Origin of the sequence: Erythrobacter sp. CCH5-A1 (genome assembly GCF_001557115.1) — a bacterium.
Lineage (GTDB): Bacteria > Pseudomonadota > Alphaproteobacteria > Sphingomonadales > Sphingomonadaceae > Erythrobacter.
Genome location: NZ_LSKQ01000091.1, coordinates 1 through 14,479, shown reverse-complemented (window position 1 = coordinate 14,479; position 14,479 = coordinate 1). Strand labels below are relative to the sequence as shown.

Annotated in this window: 14 protein-coding genes; 7 read left to right on the top strand and 7 right to left on the bottom strand. The window is 68.0% G+C overall.

The features are described from left to right. Nucleotides 1-62: 62 nt before the first annotated feature. The 3 genes from AX708_RS04415 to AX708_RS04405 all read left to right on the top strand — a co-directional run bounded on the left by AX708_RS04415 (nt 63) and on the right by AX708_RS04405 (nt 2,150). Complete coding sequence (locus AX708_RS04415) at nt 63-737, top strand: TPM domain-containing protein (protein ID WP_066524766.1); 675 nt, start codon at nt 63-65, stop codon at nt 735-737. Between the two features lie 68 nt (nt 738-805). Next, nucleotides 806-1,363, top strand: coding sequence for an NUDIX hydrolase (locus AX708_RS04410; protein WP_066524797.1), 558 nt, complete (start codon nt 806-808; stop codon nt 1,361-1,363). Between the two features lie 4 nt (nt 1,364-1,367). After that, the gene (locus AX708_RS04405) at nt 1,368-2,150 is read left to right on the top strand and encodes an SDR family oxidoreductase (protein WP_066524771.1); all 783 of its coding nucleotides are present in this window, start codon (nt 1,368-1,370) and stop codon (nt 2,148-2,150) included. Between the two features lie 88 nt (nt 2,151-2,238). Here the strand turns inward: AX708_RS04405 and AX708_RS04400 are convergent, their stop codons facing one another. Genes AX708_RS04400 through AX708_RS20745 form a run of 3 tightly spaced genes read right to left on the bottom strand, consistent with a single transcriptional unit; the run spans nt 2,239 to nt 2,750 of the window. Further along, nucleotides 2,239-2,451 carry a PspC domain-containing protein gene (locus AX708_RS04400; protein WP_066524773.1) on the bottom strand — a complete coding sequence of 71 codons (213 nt, stop codon included), beginning with the start codon at nt 2,449-2,451 and terminating at the stop codon, nt 2,239-2,241. Between the two features lie 32 nt (nt 2,452-2,483). Continuing rightward, nucleotides 2,484-2,597 carry an enoyl-CoA hydratase gene (locus AX708_RS20750; protein ID WP_197426344.1) on the bottom strand — a complete coding sequence of 38 codons (114 nt, stop codon included), beginning with the start codon at nt 2,595-2,597 and terminating at the stop codon, nt 2,484-2,486. Nucleotides 2,598-2,636: 39 nt separating this feature from the next. Then, nucleotides 2,637-2,750 (bottom strand): enoyl-CoA hydratase, encoded by a 114-nt coding sequence (locus AX708_RS20745; protein WP_197426343.1) that lies wholly within the window; start codon nt 2,748-2,750, stop codon nt 2,637-2,639. A 234-nt stretch (nt 2,751-2,984) separates the two neighbouring features. Between AX708_RS20745 and recF the strand changes: the two genes are divergently transcribed. Beyond that, nucleotides 2,985-4,073, top strand: a complete 1,089-nt coding sequence (recF, locus tag AX708_RS04395) for a DNA replication/repair protein RecF (RefSeq protein WP_066524775.1) — start codon at nt 2,985-2,987, stop codon at nt 4,071-4,073. Here the strand turns inward: recF and AX708_RS04390 are convergent. Beyond that, nucleotides 4,070-4,795: an arylesterase gene (locus tag AX708_RS04390; protein ID WP_197425808.1), complete on the bottom strand. Its 726-nt coding sequence runs from the start codon at nt 4,793-4,795 to the stop codon at nt 4,070-4,072. The genes recF and AX708_RS04390 overlap by 4 nt on opposite strands. Before the next feature lie 59 nt (nt 4,796-4,854). Between AX708_RS04390 and AX708_RS04385 the strand changes: the two genes are divergently transcribed. Together AX708_RS04385 and AX708_RS04380 are read left to right on the top strand one after the other, a co-directional pair. After that, nucleotides 4,855-5,547, top strand: a complete 693-nt coding sequence (locus tag AX708_RS04385) for an ABC transporter ATP-binding protein (protein WP_066524780.1) — start codon at nt 4,855-4,857, stop codon at nt 5,545-5,547. Beyond that, nucleotides 5,544-8,069 carry an ABC transporter permease gene (locus AX708_RS04380; RefSeq protein WP_066524782.1) on the top strand — a complete coding sequence of 842 codons (2,526 nt, stop codon included), beginning with the start codon at nt 5,544-5,546 and terminating at the stop codon, nt 8,067-8,069. The genes AX708_RS04385 and AX708_RS04380 overlap by 4 nt, the downstream gene beginning before the upstream one ends. Here AX708_RS04380 and AX708_RS04375 read toward each other — a convergent pair. From AX708_RS04375 to AX708_RS04365, 3 genes are all read right to left on the bottom strand, one after another. Beyond that, the gene (locus AX708_RS04375) at nt 8,066-8,941 is read right to left on the bottom strand and encodes a hypothetical protein (protein WP_066524785.1); all 876 of its coding nucleotides are present in this window, start codon (nt 8,939-8,941) and stop codon (nt 8,066-8,068) included. The genes AX708_RS04380 and AX708_RS04375 overlap by 4 nt on opposite strands. 95 nt (nt 8,942-9,036) lie before the next feature. Beyond that, the gene (locus tag AX708_RS04370; RefSeq protein WP_066524789.1) at nt 9,037-9,432 is read right to left on the bottom strand and encodes a DUF805 domain-containing protein; all 396 of its coding nucleotides are present in this window, start codon (nt 9,430-9,432) and stop codon (nt 9,037-9,039) included. A gap of 122 nt (nt 9,433-9,554) precedes the next feature. Further along, the gene (locus tag AX708_RS04365; protein WP_066524792.1) at nt 9,555-12,137 is read right to left on the bottom strand and encodes a TonB-dependent receptor; all 2,583 of its coding nucleotides are present in this window, start codon (nt 12,135-12,137) and stop codon (nt 9,555-9,557) included. Nucleotides 12,138-12,558: 421 nt separating this feature from the next. On the opposite strand from AX708_RS04365, the gene typA reads away from it, so the two are divergent. Beyond that, nucleotides 12,559-14,391, top strand: coding sequence for a translational GTPase TypA (gene typA / locus AX708_RS04360; RefSeq protein WP_066524796.1), 1,833 nt, complete (start codon nt 12,559-12,561; stop codon nt 14,389-14,391). Nucleotides 14,392-14,479 lie beyond the last annotated feature (88 nt).

Below are 14,479 nucleotides of genomic sequence, written 5' to 3'. Positions count from 1 at the left end.
GGTTCGGCGGCTTCGGCGGCGGATCGTCCGGCGGCGGCGGCGCTTCGGGAGGGTGGTGAGCGATGGCGATAATGGATGATGCCGGACGCAAGCTTGTCGCCGAAGCGGTGACCGAGGCGGAAGGCGCGACCTCGGGCGAGATCGTCACCGTGCTGGCGGATAGCTCTGACGGCTATACCGACGTCGCGCTGCTGTGGGCGGCGGGCGCAGCCTTCACCGCGATGAGCGTGTTCGCGGCCATCCCCGAGCCCTTCCTCGACCGCTGGGACGCGTGGTTTGCCGGCTGGGGCCACGAATGGACCGCAGGCGAGCTCGCCAGCATGGTGATCGCTCTGGGCCTCGTGAAGTTCCTCGGGGTGTGGCTGATCCAGCAATGGCAGCCGCTGAAGTGGCTGCTGGTGCCCGGCCCGGTCAAGGCGGCGCGGGTGCGAAATCAGGCCGTGCGCCAGTTCAAGGTCGGCGCCGAGCGCCGCACCACCGGGCGCACGGGCGTGCTCATCTACCTCTCGATGCGCGAACGCCGCGCGGAGATCGTGGCGGACGAGAGCATCGCCGCGAAGGTGCCGGCCGAAGTGTGGGGCGAGGCGATGGGCGATATGCTCGCCCACATCCGCCACGGGCGCGTGGCCGAGGGGCTCGCCGTCGGCATCCGCGACGTGGGCTTCATCCTCGCCGAGCATTTCCCGCGCGGCGCCGACGATGTGAACGAGCTGCCCGACCGGCTGATCGAGGTTTAGCGCTTGACCTTGCTGGCGTGAGCCTGTGGAAGGGCGCGCAACTGCCCATCCGACGGAGCCTCCCCGTGATCAAAGACCGCGACGCCGATCTGCCCGAACAGGTGCAATGGGAAGGCAAGTTCATCACCGCCAAGACGCGGGGGCGCTGGGAATATGTGGGCCGCGCGCGCGGCATCCGCGCCGCCGCGATCATCGCGCTGGACGATGACCCCGACGGCACCCGCCACGTAATCCTCGTCAGCCAGTATCGCGTGCCGCTCTCGCGCTTCAGCCTCGAGATTCCGGCGGGCCTCGTGGGTGACGACGCCGGGGCCGAGGGCGAGGAAGCCGCCGCCGCGGCCGCGCGCGAGCTCGAGGAGGAGACCGGCTACCGCGCCGGCAAGCTGGAAGTGCTGGGCGAATTCTACTCCTCCCCCGGCATGGTCTCGGAAAGCTTCACGCTCTTGAAGGCGACCGGCCTCGAGCGCGTGAGCGAGGGCGGCGGGACGGAAGGCGAGAACATCACCGTCCACCGGGTTGCCTTGCGCGATCTTTCGCGCTTTGTGGCCGAGTGGCGGCGCGCCGGGCACGCGGTCGATGTGCGGATCGCGATGCTGCTGACGCCGGGATTTCTGGGAGAGGACTAAGAATATGGCAGGACGTGTAGCGGGCAAGATGGCCCTGGTGACGGGCGGCGCGCAAGGGCTTGGCCGTGCGCATTGCATCCGGCTCGCGCAGGAAGGCGCGCGGGTGCTGGCGACCGACATCAACGGCGCAGGGGCCGAGGAGACCGCCGCGATCATCAACGCGGAACTCGGCGAAGGCACCGCCTTCGGCATGGCGCATGACGTGACCAAGCCCGACCAGTGGGAAGCCGCGGTCGACGCCGCCCGCGAGAAACTCGGGGGCCTCAATGTGCTGGTCAACAATGCCGGGATCGGCGTGCCCGGCAATATCGAGGCCTGCGACTTCGGCGACTGGCAGCGCTGCTTCGACATCAACGTCAATTCGATCTTCCACGGCTGCCAGAAGGCCCTGCCGCTGATGCGCGAGCATGCGCCGGGGTCGATCATCAACATCTCGTCGATCGCCGGGCTGATCGCGAGCGACACCATGCCGGCCTACAACGCCAGCAAGGCGGCGGTTTGGATGCTGTCCAAGTCGATCGCGCTGCACTGCGCCAAGAAAGGGATGCAGATTCGCTGCAACTCGGTCCACCCGACCTTTGTCGACACGCCGATCCTCGACGGCACGGCGCGCGCGCACGCGCTCGACAAGGATGTGCTGATGGAGAAGCTGGCGCGGCAGATCCCGCTCAAGTTCGTCGGCGAGCCCAACGACATCGCCAACGCGGTGCTCTATCTGGCGAGCGACGAGAGCCGCTTCATGACCGGCGCCGAGCTGAAGCTGGATGGCGGTATTTCGGCGATGTAAAAAGAGAGGGGCCGCAAAGGGCCCCTCCCGGTTTCGTCAGATCAGGTGCAGCGGCCCGAAAACCGGGAACCGCTTTTCGTCGCTGCACTCAATCCGCGATCAGGGCGATCGCGATGTAGATCAGCACCGGAGCGCCGACGCCGAGCAGCGTGGCGAGCACGAAGCCGAGACGCACCAGCATCGGATCGATGCCGAAATAGTTGCCGATGCCCGAGCACACGCCGAAGACCTTGCCGTTCATCTTGTCGAGACGGAAGCTGCGGCTCGGCGGGGTGCCGCCCGAGTTGCGGATGTCGTTCATGGTGGTCGAACTCCTGTGAAAACGTGGGTCGATCAGGCCATCAGGCCGGGTGTGGCAGGGATGATCGCATAGGCGAAGCTGGCAACCGTAAGGATGACAGCGAAAGCGGCAGATGCAAGGCGGGCGGTGTTGTCGTTGCCGAACATGGGTCGTGGTCCTTTGGTCTGAGAGGGTGTCGGAGGCGATCAGGCCATCAGCGAGGGGCTGGCGGGGATGATCGCGTAGGCGAAGACGGCTGCCGAGATCACGACCGAGAAGGCGGCGGCGAAGAGGCGGCTGGCGGTTTCGTTGGCGTACATGTTTGGTCTCCTGTTGCTGTGTTTCCGGGGCTGTCCCGGGGATGCCGGATACTTTGCACGGGCCGTGCCAAACTCGAAAAATGGCCGATTTCCGTCGTTTTCCACCTTTCACCCCTCAAACGCGGCGTTAAGCAAAACGAAAGCTTGGGAAAATTCACCAAGCATTGGGATCGGCGATTTTCCCACGGGGCGCACTGGCCAAACCGCCCCCCTCCCGCTACCCCCGCGCCTGCCATGGGCCTCAGCCGCATCAGCCTCGAAAACTTCCGCAACCACCCGGCGACCGCGCTCGCCGAGACCGCGCATTTCAACCTGCTGGTGGGCGAGAACGGGGCGGGGAAGACCAATCTGCTCGAGGCCCTGTCGCTGCTCGGCCCAGGGCGCGGGCTGAGGCGCGCGAACCTCGGCGATCTGGCGCGGCGCAGCGCGCCCGGCGCCCCGCCCCTCCCCTTCGCCATCGGCGCAAGCCTGACCGAGGCGGGCACAGTCTCGGCGCGGCTCGGCACCTATACCGAGGACGGCGCCCCGCAGCGGCGGCTGGTGCGCGTCAACGGCGCCCCCGCGACCGCCGCGAGCCTTGCCGAGTGGCTCGCGCTGTCATGGCTCACCCCGGCGATGGACGGCCTCTTCACCGACAGCGCGGGCGCGCGGCGGCGGTTCATGGACCGCATGGCGCTCGCCCTCGCGCCCGATCACGCGCAGCGGGTGAACGCGCTGGAGAGCGCCCTGCGCGAGCGCGGCAAGCTGCTCGACAGCGGGGGCGATCCTCGCTGGCTCGACGCGGTGGAAGCCCAGGCCGCCGATCACGGCACCGCCGTCACCCGCGCCCGTGCCGAGCTGGTGGCGCGCCTCGCCGACGAGCTGTCCGCCCTGCCCCCCGAACCTTTCGCCCGTCCCGCGCTGACCTACCGCCCGGGCGGCCCCGCGGACGAGACCGCCTTGCGCGCCGAACTCGCCCGCGGCCGCCCGCGTGACCGTGCCGCAGGCCGCGCGCTTACCGGGCCGCAGCGCGACGAGCTCGAGGTGCGCATGGCCTCCACCGGCCACCCCGCCGCGGCCTGCTCGACCGGCGAGCAGAAGGCGATGCTGATCGCGATCACGCTCGCCCACGGCATCCTCGCCGCCGCCGGGCGCCCGAGCGTGCTGCTGCTCGACGAGGTCGCCGCGCACCTCGATCCCCTCCGCCGCGCCGAGCTGTTCCGGCGTCTGCGCGAGGGCAAGGCGCAGGTGTGGATGACCGGCACCGAACTCGCCCCTTTCGAGTCCCTGCGCGGCGAGGCGGCGGTGTGGCGCGTCTCGGGCGGGAGCGTGGAGCGGATTTAGGGCGCGGGCGTTGCGGCAGGCGCAGGCGGCAGAGCGCCCTCCACCTGCCCGAGCGTTGCAGCCACCAGCTTCTCGATGCCGTCGGCGGTCGGGTGGATCCGGTCCGACTGGAACAGCGCCGGCTCGCGATAGATGCTCTCGAGCCAGAAGGGGATCAGCGCCGCGCCGTATTCCTTCGCCAGATCGGCATAGATCGCATCGAACTGTGCCTGATACTCCGGCCCGTAATTGGGCGGCGCGCGCATCCCCATCAGCAGCACCGGCACCTTTTCCTTCTTCAGGATCGCCAGCATCTTGCCGAGGTTCGTCTTGGTCTCCTCGGGCCCCAGCCCGCGCAGCAGGTCGTTGCCGCCCAGTTCGAGAATGAACAGCGCAGGCGGCGTCTCCTGCGCCGCGAGCGTGAATTCGAGCCGCTGAAGCCCCGCCGCGGTGGTATCGCCCGAGACGCCCGCATTGATCACATCGGCATTGATCCCCTTGGCGCGCAGGGCGTTCTCGAGCTTCTCGGGATAGGCATCGCGCGGGTCGAGGTTGTAGCCCGCGAACAGGCTGTCGCCGAAGGCGATGATCTTGCGCTCGGGCCCCGTCACGGAAATCGCGGGGGCCGCGCGTTGGCCATCCTCGGCCTGCTGGGGCGCGGTCGCCGCCTCGTCGCTGCACGCGCCGAGCGCCAGCGAAACGGCGCCCGCCAGAGCGAAAATCGACCAAGAGCGCTTGTGCATCCGCGAGCCTTCCATACCTGTAGCTTGTTGCCTCCCCCCACCTATGCCATCGGAACCTAGTGACAAGTCCCTCTCTCGCAATCAGCGCCCGCAACCTCACCCTGACCCTCGGCAGCACCGCTTCGCCGGTGACGATCCTGCGCGGGATCGATCTCGATGTGCCGCAGGGGCAGGTGGTGGCGCTGCTCGGGCCTTCGGGTTCGGGCAAGAGCTCGCTGATGGCGGTGCTTTCGGGGCTGGAACGCGCCAGCGGGGGGAGCCTCGAGGTGGCAGGCGCGGATTTCGCGGCGCTTGACGAGGATGGCCTCGCGGCAGCGCGGCGGGGGCGGATCGGGATCGTGCTCCAGGCCTTCCACCTGCTCCCGACCATGACCGCGGCGGAAAATGTCGCGACCCCGATGGAACTGGCGGGCATGGCCGACGCGGGGCCCCGCGCCCTCGCCGAGCTGCAGGCGGTCGGCCTCGGCCACCGCACCGGGCACTACCCCACCCAGCTTTCGGGCGGCGAGCAGCAGCGCGTCGCCATCGCGCGGGCCACCGCCCCGCGCCCCGGCCTGATCTTCGCCGACGAGCCGACCGGCAACCTCGATGCGGCAACCGGCGAGGAGATCATCAAGCTGCTCCTCGCCCGCCGCGCCGAGACCGGAGCGACGCTACTGATCATCACCCACGACGCCGCGCTCGCCGCACGCTGCGAGCGGGTGCTGACCATGGCGGACGGGGTGATCGTCTCGGATACGGCTGGCGCATGAGCCTTCCGCTCGGGACAGCATGGCGCATTGCCCGGCGCGACCTGAACGCGCGCTTCCGCGGCCTCAGGCTGCTGCTGGTGTGCATCTTCCTCGGCACCGCCGCGCTCGCCGCGATCGGAACGCTGACGGCGGCGATCGAGAACGAGCTGGCTTCCTCCGGGCAGGAGCTGCTCGGCGGCGATCTTGAGGTCGAGGTGTGGCAACGCACCCTGCGGCCCGACGAAGTGAAAGCGCTCTCCGCCTATGGCACCATCTCCAGCGGCTACCGGATGCAGGCGATGGCGAGCACGCTCGAGGCCGCCGCGCCGATCGAGCTGAAGGCGGTCGATGGCAAGTGGCCGATGTTCGGGCGACTGACCCTCGCCGATGGCCGCAAAGTCGGCGCGCCTGCGGGCAAGGACGCGTGGGTGGCTGCCACGGCGCTGGAGCGGCTCGGGATCAAGGTCGGCGAGAATTTCAAGGTCGGCACCGTCACCCTGCGCGCGGCGGGCATCATCAAGGACGAGCCCGACCGCCTCTCCGAAGGCTTCCAGCTCGGCCCGACGATCATCGTCGCGCAAGGCGTGCCTGCCGAGGCCGGGCTGATTGCCCCCGGCGCGCTCTACCAAAGCAAGCACCGCATCGCCTTCGCCGATCCGGGACGCGACCCTTCCGCCGTGGAGGAGGCGCTTGCCAAGCGCTTCCCCACCGCCGGTTTCGACTTCCGCACCCGCGACCGTGCCTCGCCCGGCGCCGACCGCTTCGTGCGCCAGATGAGCGACTTCCTCACGCTGGTGGGCCTTGCCGCGCTGGTGATCGCGGGGATCGGGATTGCCGGCGGCGTCTCGTCCTATCTCGACCAGCGCCGCGCGAGCATCGCGACCCTCAAGGTGCTGGGCGCGACCTCCGGCGACATCGTGCGCATCTATGCCATGCAGATCGGCGCCGCCGCGCTGGCCGGGAGCGTCGCGGGGCTGGCGGCGGGCGTGCTCGTCACCCCGCTGCTGGCGAGCGCCTTGCAGGGCCTGTTGCCGGTCGAAAGCGGCTTCATCATCTCGCCCCCCGCGCTGCTGCTGGCGGCCTCATACGGCCTGCTGGTGGCCTTCGCCTTCGCCGCCGCGCCGCTGCTGCGCGCGCGGACCTATCCGGCGATGGCGCTGATGCGGTCCGCCATCGTGCCGCTGGCGCGCGACCGGCGCGCCTTGCTGGCGACCGCGCTCGGCATCGCCGCGATCTGCGCGCTGGCGCTGCTGACCACCGCGCAGCCGATGCTCTCGGGGGGGTTCCTGCTCGGCGCGGGCGGCGCGCTGGCGCTGCTGGCGGGGATCGGCTGGGGCATCCAGGCGCTCGCCCGCCGCCTGCCGCGCCCGCGCAGTCCGCTGCTGCGGAGCGCGCTCGCCAACATCCACCGCCCCGGCGCGCCGACGGGGGCACTGGTCACGGCATTGGGCTTCGGGCTGGCCGCCTTTGTGCTGCTCGCCGCGGTCCAGAGCGCGATCGACGGCAACATCGCCCGCCGCGTGCCGATGGAGGCGCCCGACTATTTCGTGCTCGATGTGCCGGTCGCCAAGGAACCGCGCTTCTTCGCGCTGGTCCAGCGCGAGTTCCCGAAGGCCGGGCTGCGAACGGTCCCCACCTTGCGCGGCGCGGTGCTCGCCTACGGGCCCAGGGACAAGCTCACCCGCGTCGCCGATCTGGAGGAAATCCCCGAGGGTGCCTGGGCCCTGCGCGGCGAGCGTGCGCTGACCTATGCCGACAACCTGCCGCAGGGCAACCGCATCGTCGAAGGCGCGTGGTGGAGCCCATTCCACCGCGGCGAGCCGTTGGTTTCCATCGATGCCGATTTCGCCAAGGCCGTGGGCCTCAAGGTCGGCGACTATCTCACCATCGGCATCCTCGGGACCGAGCGCACCGCGCGCATCGCCAATATCCGCGAGATCGACTGGGAGAGCATGGGCTTCAACTTCGTGCTGGTGTTCAGTCGCAACGCCATTGCCGACGCGCCGCACAACCTTTCGGCCACGATCGACCTGCCCGACGGCGCCGATCCTGCCGCGCGCGGCCGGTTGCTGCGGGCGCTGGTGAAGGAGATGCCCTCGTCCTCGGTGATCGAGGTCGGCGGGATTCTGGTCGAGGCAAGGAAGCTGCTCGAACAGGTGAGCCTCGCCACCCTCGCCGCCGCCGCGGTGACGGTGCTGGCGGGCCTTGCCGTGCTGATGGGCGCGATTGCCGCGGCGCGCGCGGCGCGCACCTATGACACGGTGATGCTGCGCGTGCTGGGCGCGAGCCGGCGGCAGATCCTGCTGTTGCAGCTGGCCGAATACGGGCTGCTGGCAGGCCTCCTCGCGCTCGTCGCGCTGGGGCTTGGCGGCGGGCTCGCCTGGGTGGTGATCACCCAGCTGTTCGAGTTCGACTGGCTGCCCGATTGGGGCGAGGTGCTGGGCGTGCTCGGCCTCGGCACCGCGCTGGTGCTCGGCTTCGCGCTCGCCGGTTCGCTGCCCTTGCTGGCAGCGAAACCGGCGCGCGCTCTGAGAGAACTTTAGGCGAAGACCTCTTCGAGCCGCTCGGACCCGCCGCCGGTCACTTCGTTGTGCAGCGCCGCCGTGTATGCGGAGGCGAACATCGTGTAGACGACGAACAGCGGGATAAAGGCCAGCATGCCGAGCAGCATTCCCCCGACGGCGGCCGCGCTCGGCTCGCTCTGGCTCCCCAGCATGCTGCCGAAGATCAGCAGGAAGGGCAGGCCGAGGGCCACCAGCGTCAAGACACCCAAGGCCAGCGTCGCAAGGAAGATGCCGAGCACCCGCCCGCGTGTCACCTCCCAGCTGCGCCGGATTGCGGCAATCGGATTGAACACCTGATCGACAGCGACCACCGGGACCAGCACCGCGAAGCGGCAGCCGAGATAGACGATCACCGGGAGGATCAGCAGCAACATCACGCCGCCCACCGCGCCCCCTGCGGCGGTGCCGCCCAAGCCGGCGACCCCGACCACGCCAGCCACCAGCGCCGACAACGCCACATAGGCGATCAAGAGGATGACCGCGATCCCGAAGAACGGCAGCGCGCTCTTGAACCCGCGGGCCATCGCCCCGCCGAAGGAAGGCTCCTCGAGCGGCGAGGCGAGCGTCACCATCGCCGCCTGCTGTGCCAGCGCCAGCACGATATAGGCGCCGTAGAACAGCACCAGGAAGATGATCAGCCCGGCGCTCATCCCGGTGATGGCAGCCGGGTCATCGAGCCCCGCGCCGAGGCTCGCCGCCCCCGCCGCGCCCATCACCGCCATCACGATGCCGAGCACGATCGAGCCCACCATCTGGAGCGCAAAAAACACCGCGAACATGCCGAGCAGCAGCCAGAATCGCTGCCGCATCATCGCCCAGCCCGTCGCAAACACGCGTCCGATATCGATCATGATTGTCCCCTTGCGGTCATCCCCTTGCCGCAAGTTGGAGGATGCATGGGACAAGCGCCTGATGCAAACGGAAAAAGCGGCAGGGCCGCACAGGACTACTCGAACAGCGCGGCGTCAAGAGTGATCGCGCGCGGGTTCTCGCCATAGCGGTTGGGTCCGGGCGTGCCGCCGGCCAGCATCAGCCACAGCAGCCAGCCCACCCCGACATAGGGCAGGAACGTGACGAGCAGCGTCCAGCCCGAGGTGTCGTGATCGTGCACCCGGCGGATCTGCAGCGCGAGCGTCGGCAGGCCGAAGGCCAGCAGATAGATCCCGAACACGGCGAGCAGCAGGTTCTCGCGCAGCGGCCCTTGAGGAAGGAGCGTCAGGCAATTGAGCGCCGCGGCGAGGAAGCCGATCTGCCACAGGATGAAGCCCCAGTACTCGCTGCGGGTCGCGCGGCCGCGAAAGTCGAGGGTGCGGCGCAGGGGCAGGACGAGGCTGTCGAACATGGCCCTTCATTCCTTTGCCGTGCAGCCTTGCGCAAGCCCCCGCGCGCGGTGCTCCCGCGCAAGCAAAAAGGCCCCGCACCGGCTGGTGCGAGGCCCTTTGCTGTTGCCCTTGAAGGGGCGGATCAGAACTTGAAGCGCACGAGGCCGCCATAGGTGCGCGGCTGGCTCGGGTAGCCCGACACCGTGCCGGCCTGCGCGACGCCGTCGAACACCGTGATGATGTACTGGTCGTCAAGCAGGTTGCGCGCCCAGGCACCGACTTCGAGGCCGTTCGAGAGCTGGAAGATCATCGAAGCGTTCACGAGGTTGGTTTCGCGCGAGAAGATGCGCTGGTCGCGGCGGGCGTTGACCGGGCCGTTGAAGGTCGGCAGGCCGTTGTTGATGTCGACATTGCTTTCATGGGCGTAATCGATACGCGTGATCAGCTTGTTGTCGCCGATCTCGAGCGTGTGGGTCGCCGAGGTCGCGATGCTCCAGGCAGGGATGCCGCCGGGGCGGAACCCGGTGAGATTGCCGACCGGACTTTCGGTGAAGCTGTCGAAGGTCGGATCGAGGTGGGTCATCGCGAAGGTGAAGACCAGATTGTCGCTCGGCCGGATCGTGCTGTCGAGTTCGAAGCCGCGGACCGACTGCTGACCGGCGTTGTTCAGCTGGAAGCCGGTGCCGGTGAACAGGAAGCTCTGGAAGCCCTTGATGGTCTGGTCGAACACCGCCAGGTTGAAGCCGAAGCCGGGCCACTGCGCCTTCAGGCCGACTTCGTAGACCTCGGCATTTTCCGGGCCGGCAAAGCGCGAGCCGGTGCCGAGGTTGACAACCCCGAGGCCGGCATTGGTGATCGGCGAGGCGGGTGCGGCAAAGCTCGAACGGCCCGGACCCGGGATGTAGTCGCCGAAGGCCGGACGGCTATCGCGCGAGAGGTTGACCGAGCTCGCCTTGAAGCCGGTCGCGTAGCTCGCATAGACGTTGACTTCGTTCGACACCTGATAGGCGATGCGGCCGAGGTAGGTCAGCTTGTCGTCGCGGGTCTGGCCCGGCTCCACCGCGTTCGGAATGGCGAGGAACGGCGGCTGGAACTGGAACGGCGAAAGGCCGAGCAGCGGGTTGGTCGCAGGGTTGGTCGCAGCGGCGAGCAGCTGCTGCTGCACCGCGCCCGGGAGAGCCTGGAACTGCGCCCGGTTGAAGACATCGGGGAGCGCCGGGTTTGCCACCGTCGCACCGGTGATGAAGGCATCGACGAGGTTGATGTTGGCCAGCTCGTCGAAGGCCTGACCCGCCAGCGCGAAGTCCTTCTTGTCGTCGGTGTAGTTGAACCCGCCGGTGATCACAAGGCCGTCAACCGGCTCGAAATCGACCGTGCCGAAGACCGACCAGGCGGTGTTGTCCATCGAGTACTGCTCGGCGGTCAGCGGGCCGGCGCTGAAGATCGAGCCCTGCGGCAGGCCGAAGTTGGCTTCCACACCGTTGAAGGTGGCCGGGTTGCCGGTGAGCAGCGCGAAGAAGGTGCGCGCATCGTCACCCGTGGTCAGACGGCTGTCCTGTCTGATGGATTCGTCGAAATAGAACCCGCCGAGCAGGAAATTGATCGGGCCGTCGAAGTCCGAGGTCAGGCGCAGTTCCTGGGTGAAGGTCTGCACTTCCTGGTCACGCACTTCGCTCACGATGTTCGCGCTGGTGAAGTCGACGTCCTGATCGAGGAAGTTCTTCAGTTCGCGATAGGCGGTGATCGAGGTGAAGGTCAGCGGACCGGTGCTCCAGTCAGCCTGGATCGAGCCGCCGTAGTTGTCGACGGTGTTGAGCGGCTTTTGGCTGAGGAAGGTGTTGTAGCTGAAGAAGTTGGTGTCGAGCTGGCCGCCCACCGCGCCGATCGCCGGAGCGGTCGGTCCGGCGACGAGGGTCGAGACGAGGCAGCAGGTCTCGTCGATCTTGGTGTAATCGGCGATCGCGCGGATCTTGAAGTCCGGGGTCGGCTCGATCAGCAGCTGGCCGCGCGCCGACCAGCGGTTGCGGTCCGACACGTCGGTGTTGAGGTTGACGATCCGGGCATAGCCGTCACGACGGTTGTACGAGCCATCCAGCGAGAAGGCGATGTTCTCGGCGATCGGGCCGGTCACTTCGCCGCGCACCACGAGCGCGTTGTAGTTGCCGTAGCTGACTTCGGCCTGGCCGCCGAATTCGTACTGCGGCTCCTTGGTGACGACCGAGATCACACCGGCCGAAGCGTTCTTGCCGAACAGGGTCGATTGCGGCCCGTTCAGCACTTCGATGCGCTGGACCATGTTGAGGTCGGACAGGGCCGCGGCCGAGCGCGAGCGGAACACGCCGTCGATGAACACGCCGACCGAAGGCTCGATCCCGAAGTTGTTGTCGCCGTTGCCGAAGCCGCGGATGATGAAGGTGGTCGCCGAGGCGCTTTGCAGCTGGCTGACGCGCAGCGAGGGGGTGACGGTCTGGAGGTCGAGCACGTCGCGGATCTGCGCCTGCTCGAGCACTTCGCCGCTGGTCACCGACACCGAGATCGGGGTCTCCTGCAGGGTCTGCTCGCGCTTGGAGGCGGTGACGATGATGACGTTGCTGCTTTCCGGATCATCCACCGTCGGCTCGTCGGCGTCCTGCGCCAGCGCCGCGCCGGGCATGGCAAGGCAGGCCACACCTGCAAGCAGGGTGAATCGGTATGCGCCGGCAGTGCCGGTGAAGGTCGAACGCATGGAAGCTCCTCTCCAAAAATCCCGCGACCCCGGCGCCCTTTGTCGGGCACGCGCCGTCCCAGCGCGCTCTCTCCCGAAGTCGTGTGGCGGCGGTGATAAGCCAGCACCGCGTCCGGAACAAGCGGCTGGCTGGCTATTTTGAGGGGCAAGTCACAAGAATGTTGCGCAAGAGTCACAGTGCATCCCCCCGTGCAGCCGGCCCGCAATGCCCCGGCGCTTGCCCCTCGGGCAGACCCCTGCTAGGCGCGCCCGCAATGTTGCAACGCAGCACCAGATTGCAGCTTCGGCGCATGCCGTAGCGTCCGGCGCTGTCGCTAACCCGCCACAAACCCTGCCTAACCGGGCTGCCCCAGGTGCCCCGACCCGTTTCCTGCCCCGGATGTGCGCTGCCATCCGGCTTTCACCGGAAGTTTTCGCAAAAATGTCGTCCGCCCTCAGAAATATCGCGATCATCGCCCACGTTGACCACGGCAAGACCACGCTGGTCGACCAGCTCTTCCGCCAATCGGGCACTTTCCGCGAGAACCAGCGGGTCGAGGAACGCGCGATGGATTCGGGCGATCTCGAAAAGGAACGCGGGATCACCATTCTCGCCAAGTGCACCAGTGTCGAGTGGGAACAGGGCGGAGAAACCACCCGCATCAACATCGTCGACACCCCCGGCCACGCCGACTTCGGGGCGGAAGTCGAGCGCATCCTCTCGATGGTCGACGGCGTGATCCTGCTGGTCGACAGCGCGGAGGGCGCGATGCCGCAGACCAAGTTCGTCACCGGCAAGGCGCTCGCGCTGGGCCTCAAGCCCATCGTCGTCGTCAACAAGATCGACCGTCCCGACGGGCGCCCGCAGGAAGTGCTCGACGAGGTGTTCGATCTCTTCGTCAGCCTCGATGCCAATGATGAGCAGCTCGATTTCCCGGTGCTCTATGCCTCGGGCCGCGAAGGCTATGCGAGCGAGGACGCCGAAGCGCGCAGCGGCACGCTCGCGCCGCTGTTCAACAAGGTGATCGAGCACGTCCCGGCCCCCGGCCTCGACCCCGACGCCAAGTTTGCTTTCCTGTGCACCCTGCTCGACCGCGACAACTTCATGGGCCGCGTGCTCACCGGCCGCGTGCAATCGGGCACGATCCGCGTCAATGATCCGATCCACGCCATCGACATGGACGGCAAGGTGATCGAAACCGGCCGCGCGACCAAGCTGATGAGCTTCGATGGTCTCGAGCGCGTGCCGGTCGAGATCGCGCGCGCGGGCGACATCATCGCGCTCGCCGGCCTCGAGAAGGCGACCGTCGCCAACACCATCTGCGATCCTTCGGTCAGCGATCCCATCGCCGCCCAGCCGATCGACCCGCCGACGCTGGCGATGCGCTTTTCGGTCAACGACTCCCCCCTTGCGGGCCGCGAAGGCAGCAAGGTCACCAGCCGCATGATCCGCGACCGCCTGCTGCGCGAGGCCGAAACCAACGTGGCGATCCGCGTCACCGAGAGCGAGGACAAGGACAGCTTCGAAGTCGCCGGCCGCGGCGAATTGCAGCTCGGCGTCCTCATCGAAACGATGCGCCGCGAAGGCTTCGAGCTCGGCATCAGCCGCCCGCGCGTGCTGTTCCGCGAGGAAGACGGCAAGCGCATGGAGCCCTACGAAACCGTCGTCATCGACGTCGATGACGAGCACTCGGGCACGGTGGTCGAGAAGATGCAGCGCCGCAAGGCCGACCTCAGCGAAATGCGCCCCTCGGGCCTCGGCAAGACCCGCATCACCTTCTCGGCCCCCTCGCGCGGGCTCATCGGCTATCACGGCGAATTCCTGTCCGACACGCGCGGCACCGGGATCATGAACCGCCTGTTCGAGAAGTACGGCCCCTACAAGGGCCCGATCGAAGGCCGCCTCAACGGCGTCCTGATCTCGAACGGCGACGGCGAGGCGGTGGCCTATGCGCTCAATTCGCTGGAGGAACGCGGCACCCTGTTCATCGGCCCGCAGATGAAGGTATACGAGGGCATGGTGATCGGCGAGAACGCCAAGCCCGAGGACCTCGAGGTCAACCCCCTGAAGGCCAAGCAGCTCACCAACATCCGCTCTTCGGGCAAGGACGACGCGATCCGCCTCACCCCGCCGCGCCGCATGAGCCTCGAACAGGCGATCGCCTATATCGACGATGACGAAATGGTCGAGGTCACCCCCCAGTCGATCCGCCTGAGGAAGGCGATCCTGTGCCCGCACGAGCGGAAGAAGGCGCGGCGCAAGAAGGAGGATTGATCCTCGGCATGACGGTCGGGGAATGCCCACCCGGCTGCGACTAGGCGGCAAAGCCGCCAAGTCTCGCTCCCCTCCCGCTTGCGGGAGG

Excerpts from the sequence above, each read along its gene's own strand:
- AX708_RS20750 (WP_197426344.1), bottom strand. The coding sequence starts at position 2,597 with ATGTTCGGCAACGACAACACCGCCCGCCTTGCATCTGCCGCTTTCGCT.
- AX708_RS04380 (WP_066524782.1), top strand. The coding sequence starts at position 5,544 with ATGAGCCTTCCGCTCGGGACAGCATGGCGCATTGCCCGGCGCGACCTG.
- AX708_RS04390 (WP_197425808.1), bottom strand. The coding sequence starts at position 4,795 with ATGCACAAGCGCTCTTGGTCGATTTTCGCTCTGGCGGGCGCCGTTTCG.
- AX708_RS04370 (WP_066524789.1), bottom strand. The coding sequence starts at position 9,432 with ATGTTCGACAGCCTCGTCCTGCCCCTGCGCCGCACCCTCGACTTTCGC.
- AX708_RS04415 (WP_066524766.1), top strand. The coding sequence starts at position 63 with ATGGCGATAATGGATGATGCCGGACGCAAGCTTGTCGCCGAAGCGGTG.
- AX708_RS04405 (WP_066524771.1), top strand. The coding sequence starts at position 1,368 with ATGGCAGGACGTGTAGCGGGCAAGATGGCCCTGGTGACGGGCGGCGCG.
- recF (WP_066524775.1), top strand. The coding sequence starts at position 2,985 with ATGGGCCTCAGCCGCATCAGCCTCGAAAACTTCCGCAACCACCCGGCG.
- AX708_RS04400 (WP_066524773.1), bottom strand. The coding sequence starts at position 2,451 with ATGAACGACATCCGCAACTCGGGCGGCACCCCGCCGAGCCGCAGCTTC.
- AX708_RS04375 (WP_066524785.1), bottom strand. The coding sequence starts at position 8,941 with ATGATCGATATCGGACGCGTGTTTGCGACGGGCTGGGCGATGATGCGG.
- AX708_RS04365 (WP_066524792.1), bottom strand. The coding sequence starts at position 12,137 with ATGCGTTCGACCTTCACCGGCACTGCCGGCGCATACCGATTCACCCTG.
- AX708_RS20745 (WP_197426343.1), bottom strand. The coding sequence starts at position 2,750 with ATGTACGCCAACGAAACCGCCAGCCGCCTCTTCGCCGCCGCCTTCTCG.
- typA (WP_066524796.1), top strand. The coding sequence starts at position 12,559 with ATGTCGTCCGCCCTCAGAAATATCGCGATCATCGCCCACGTTGACCAC.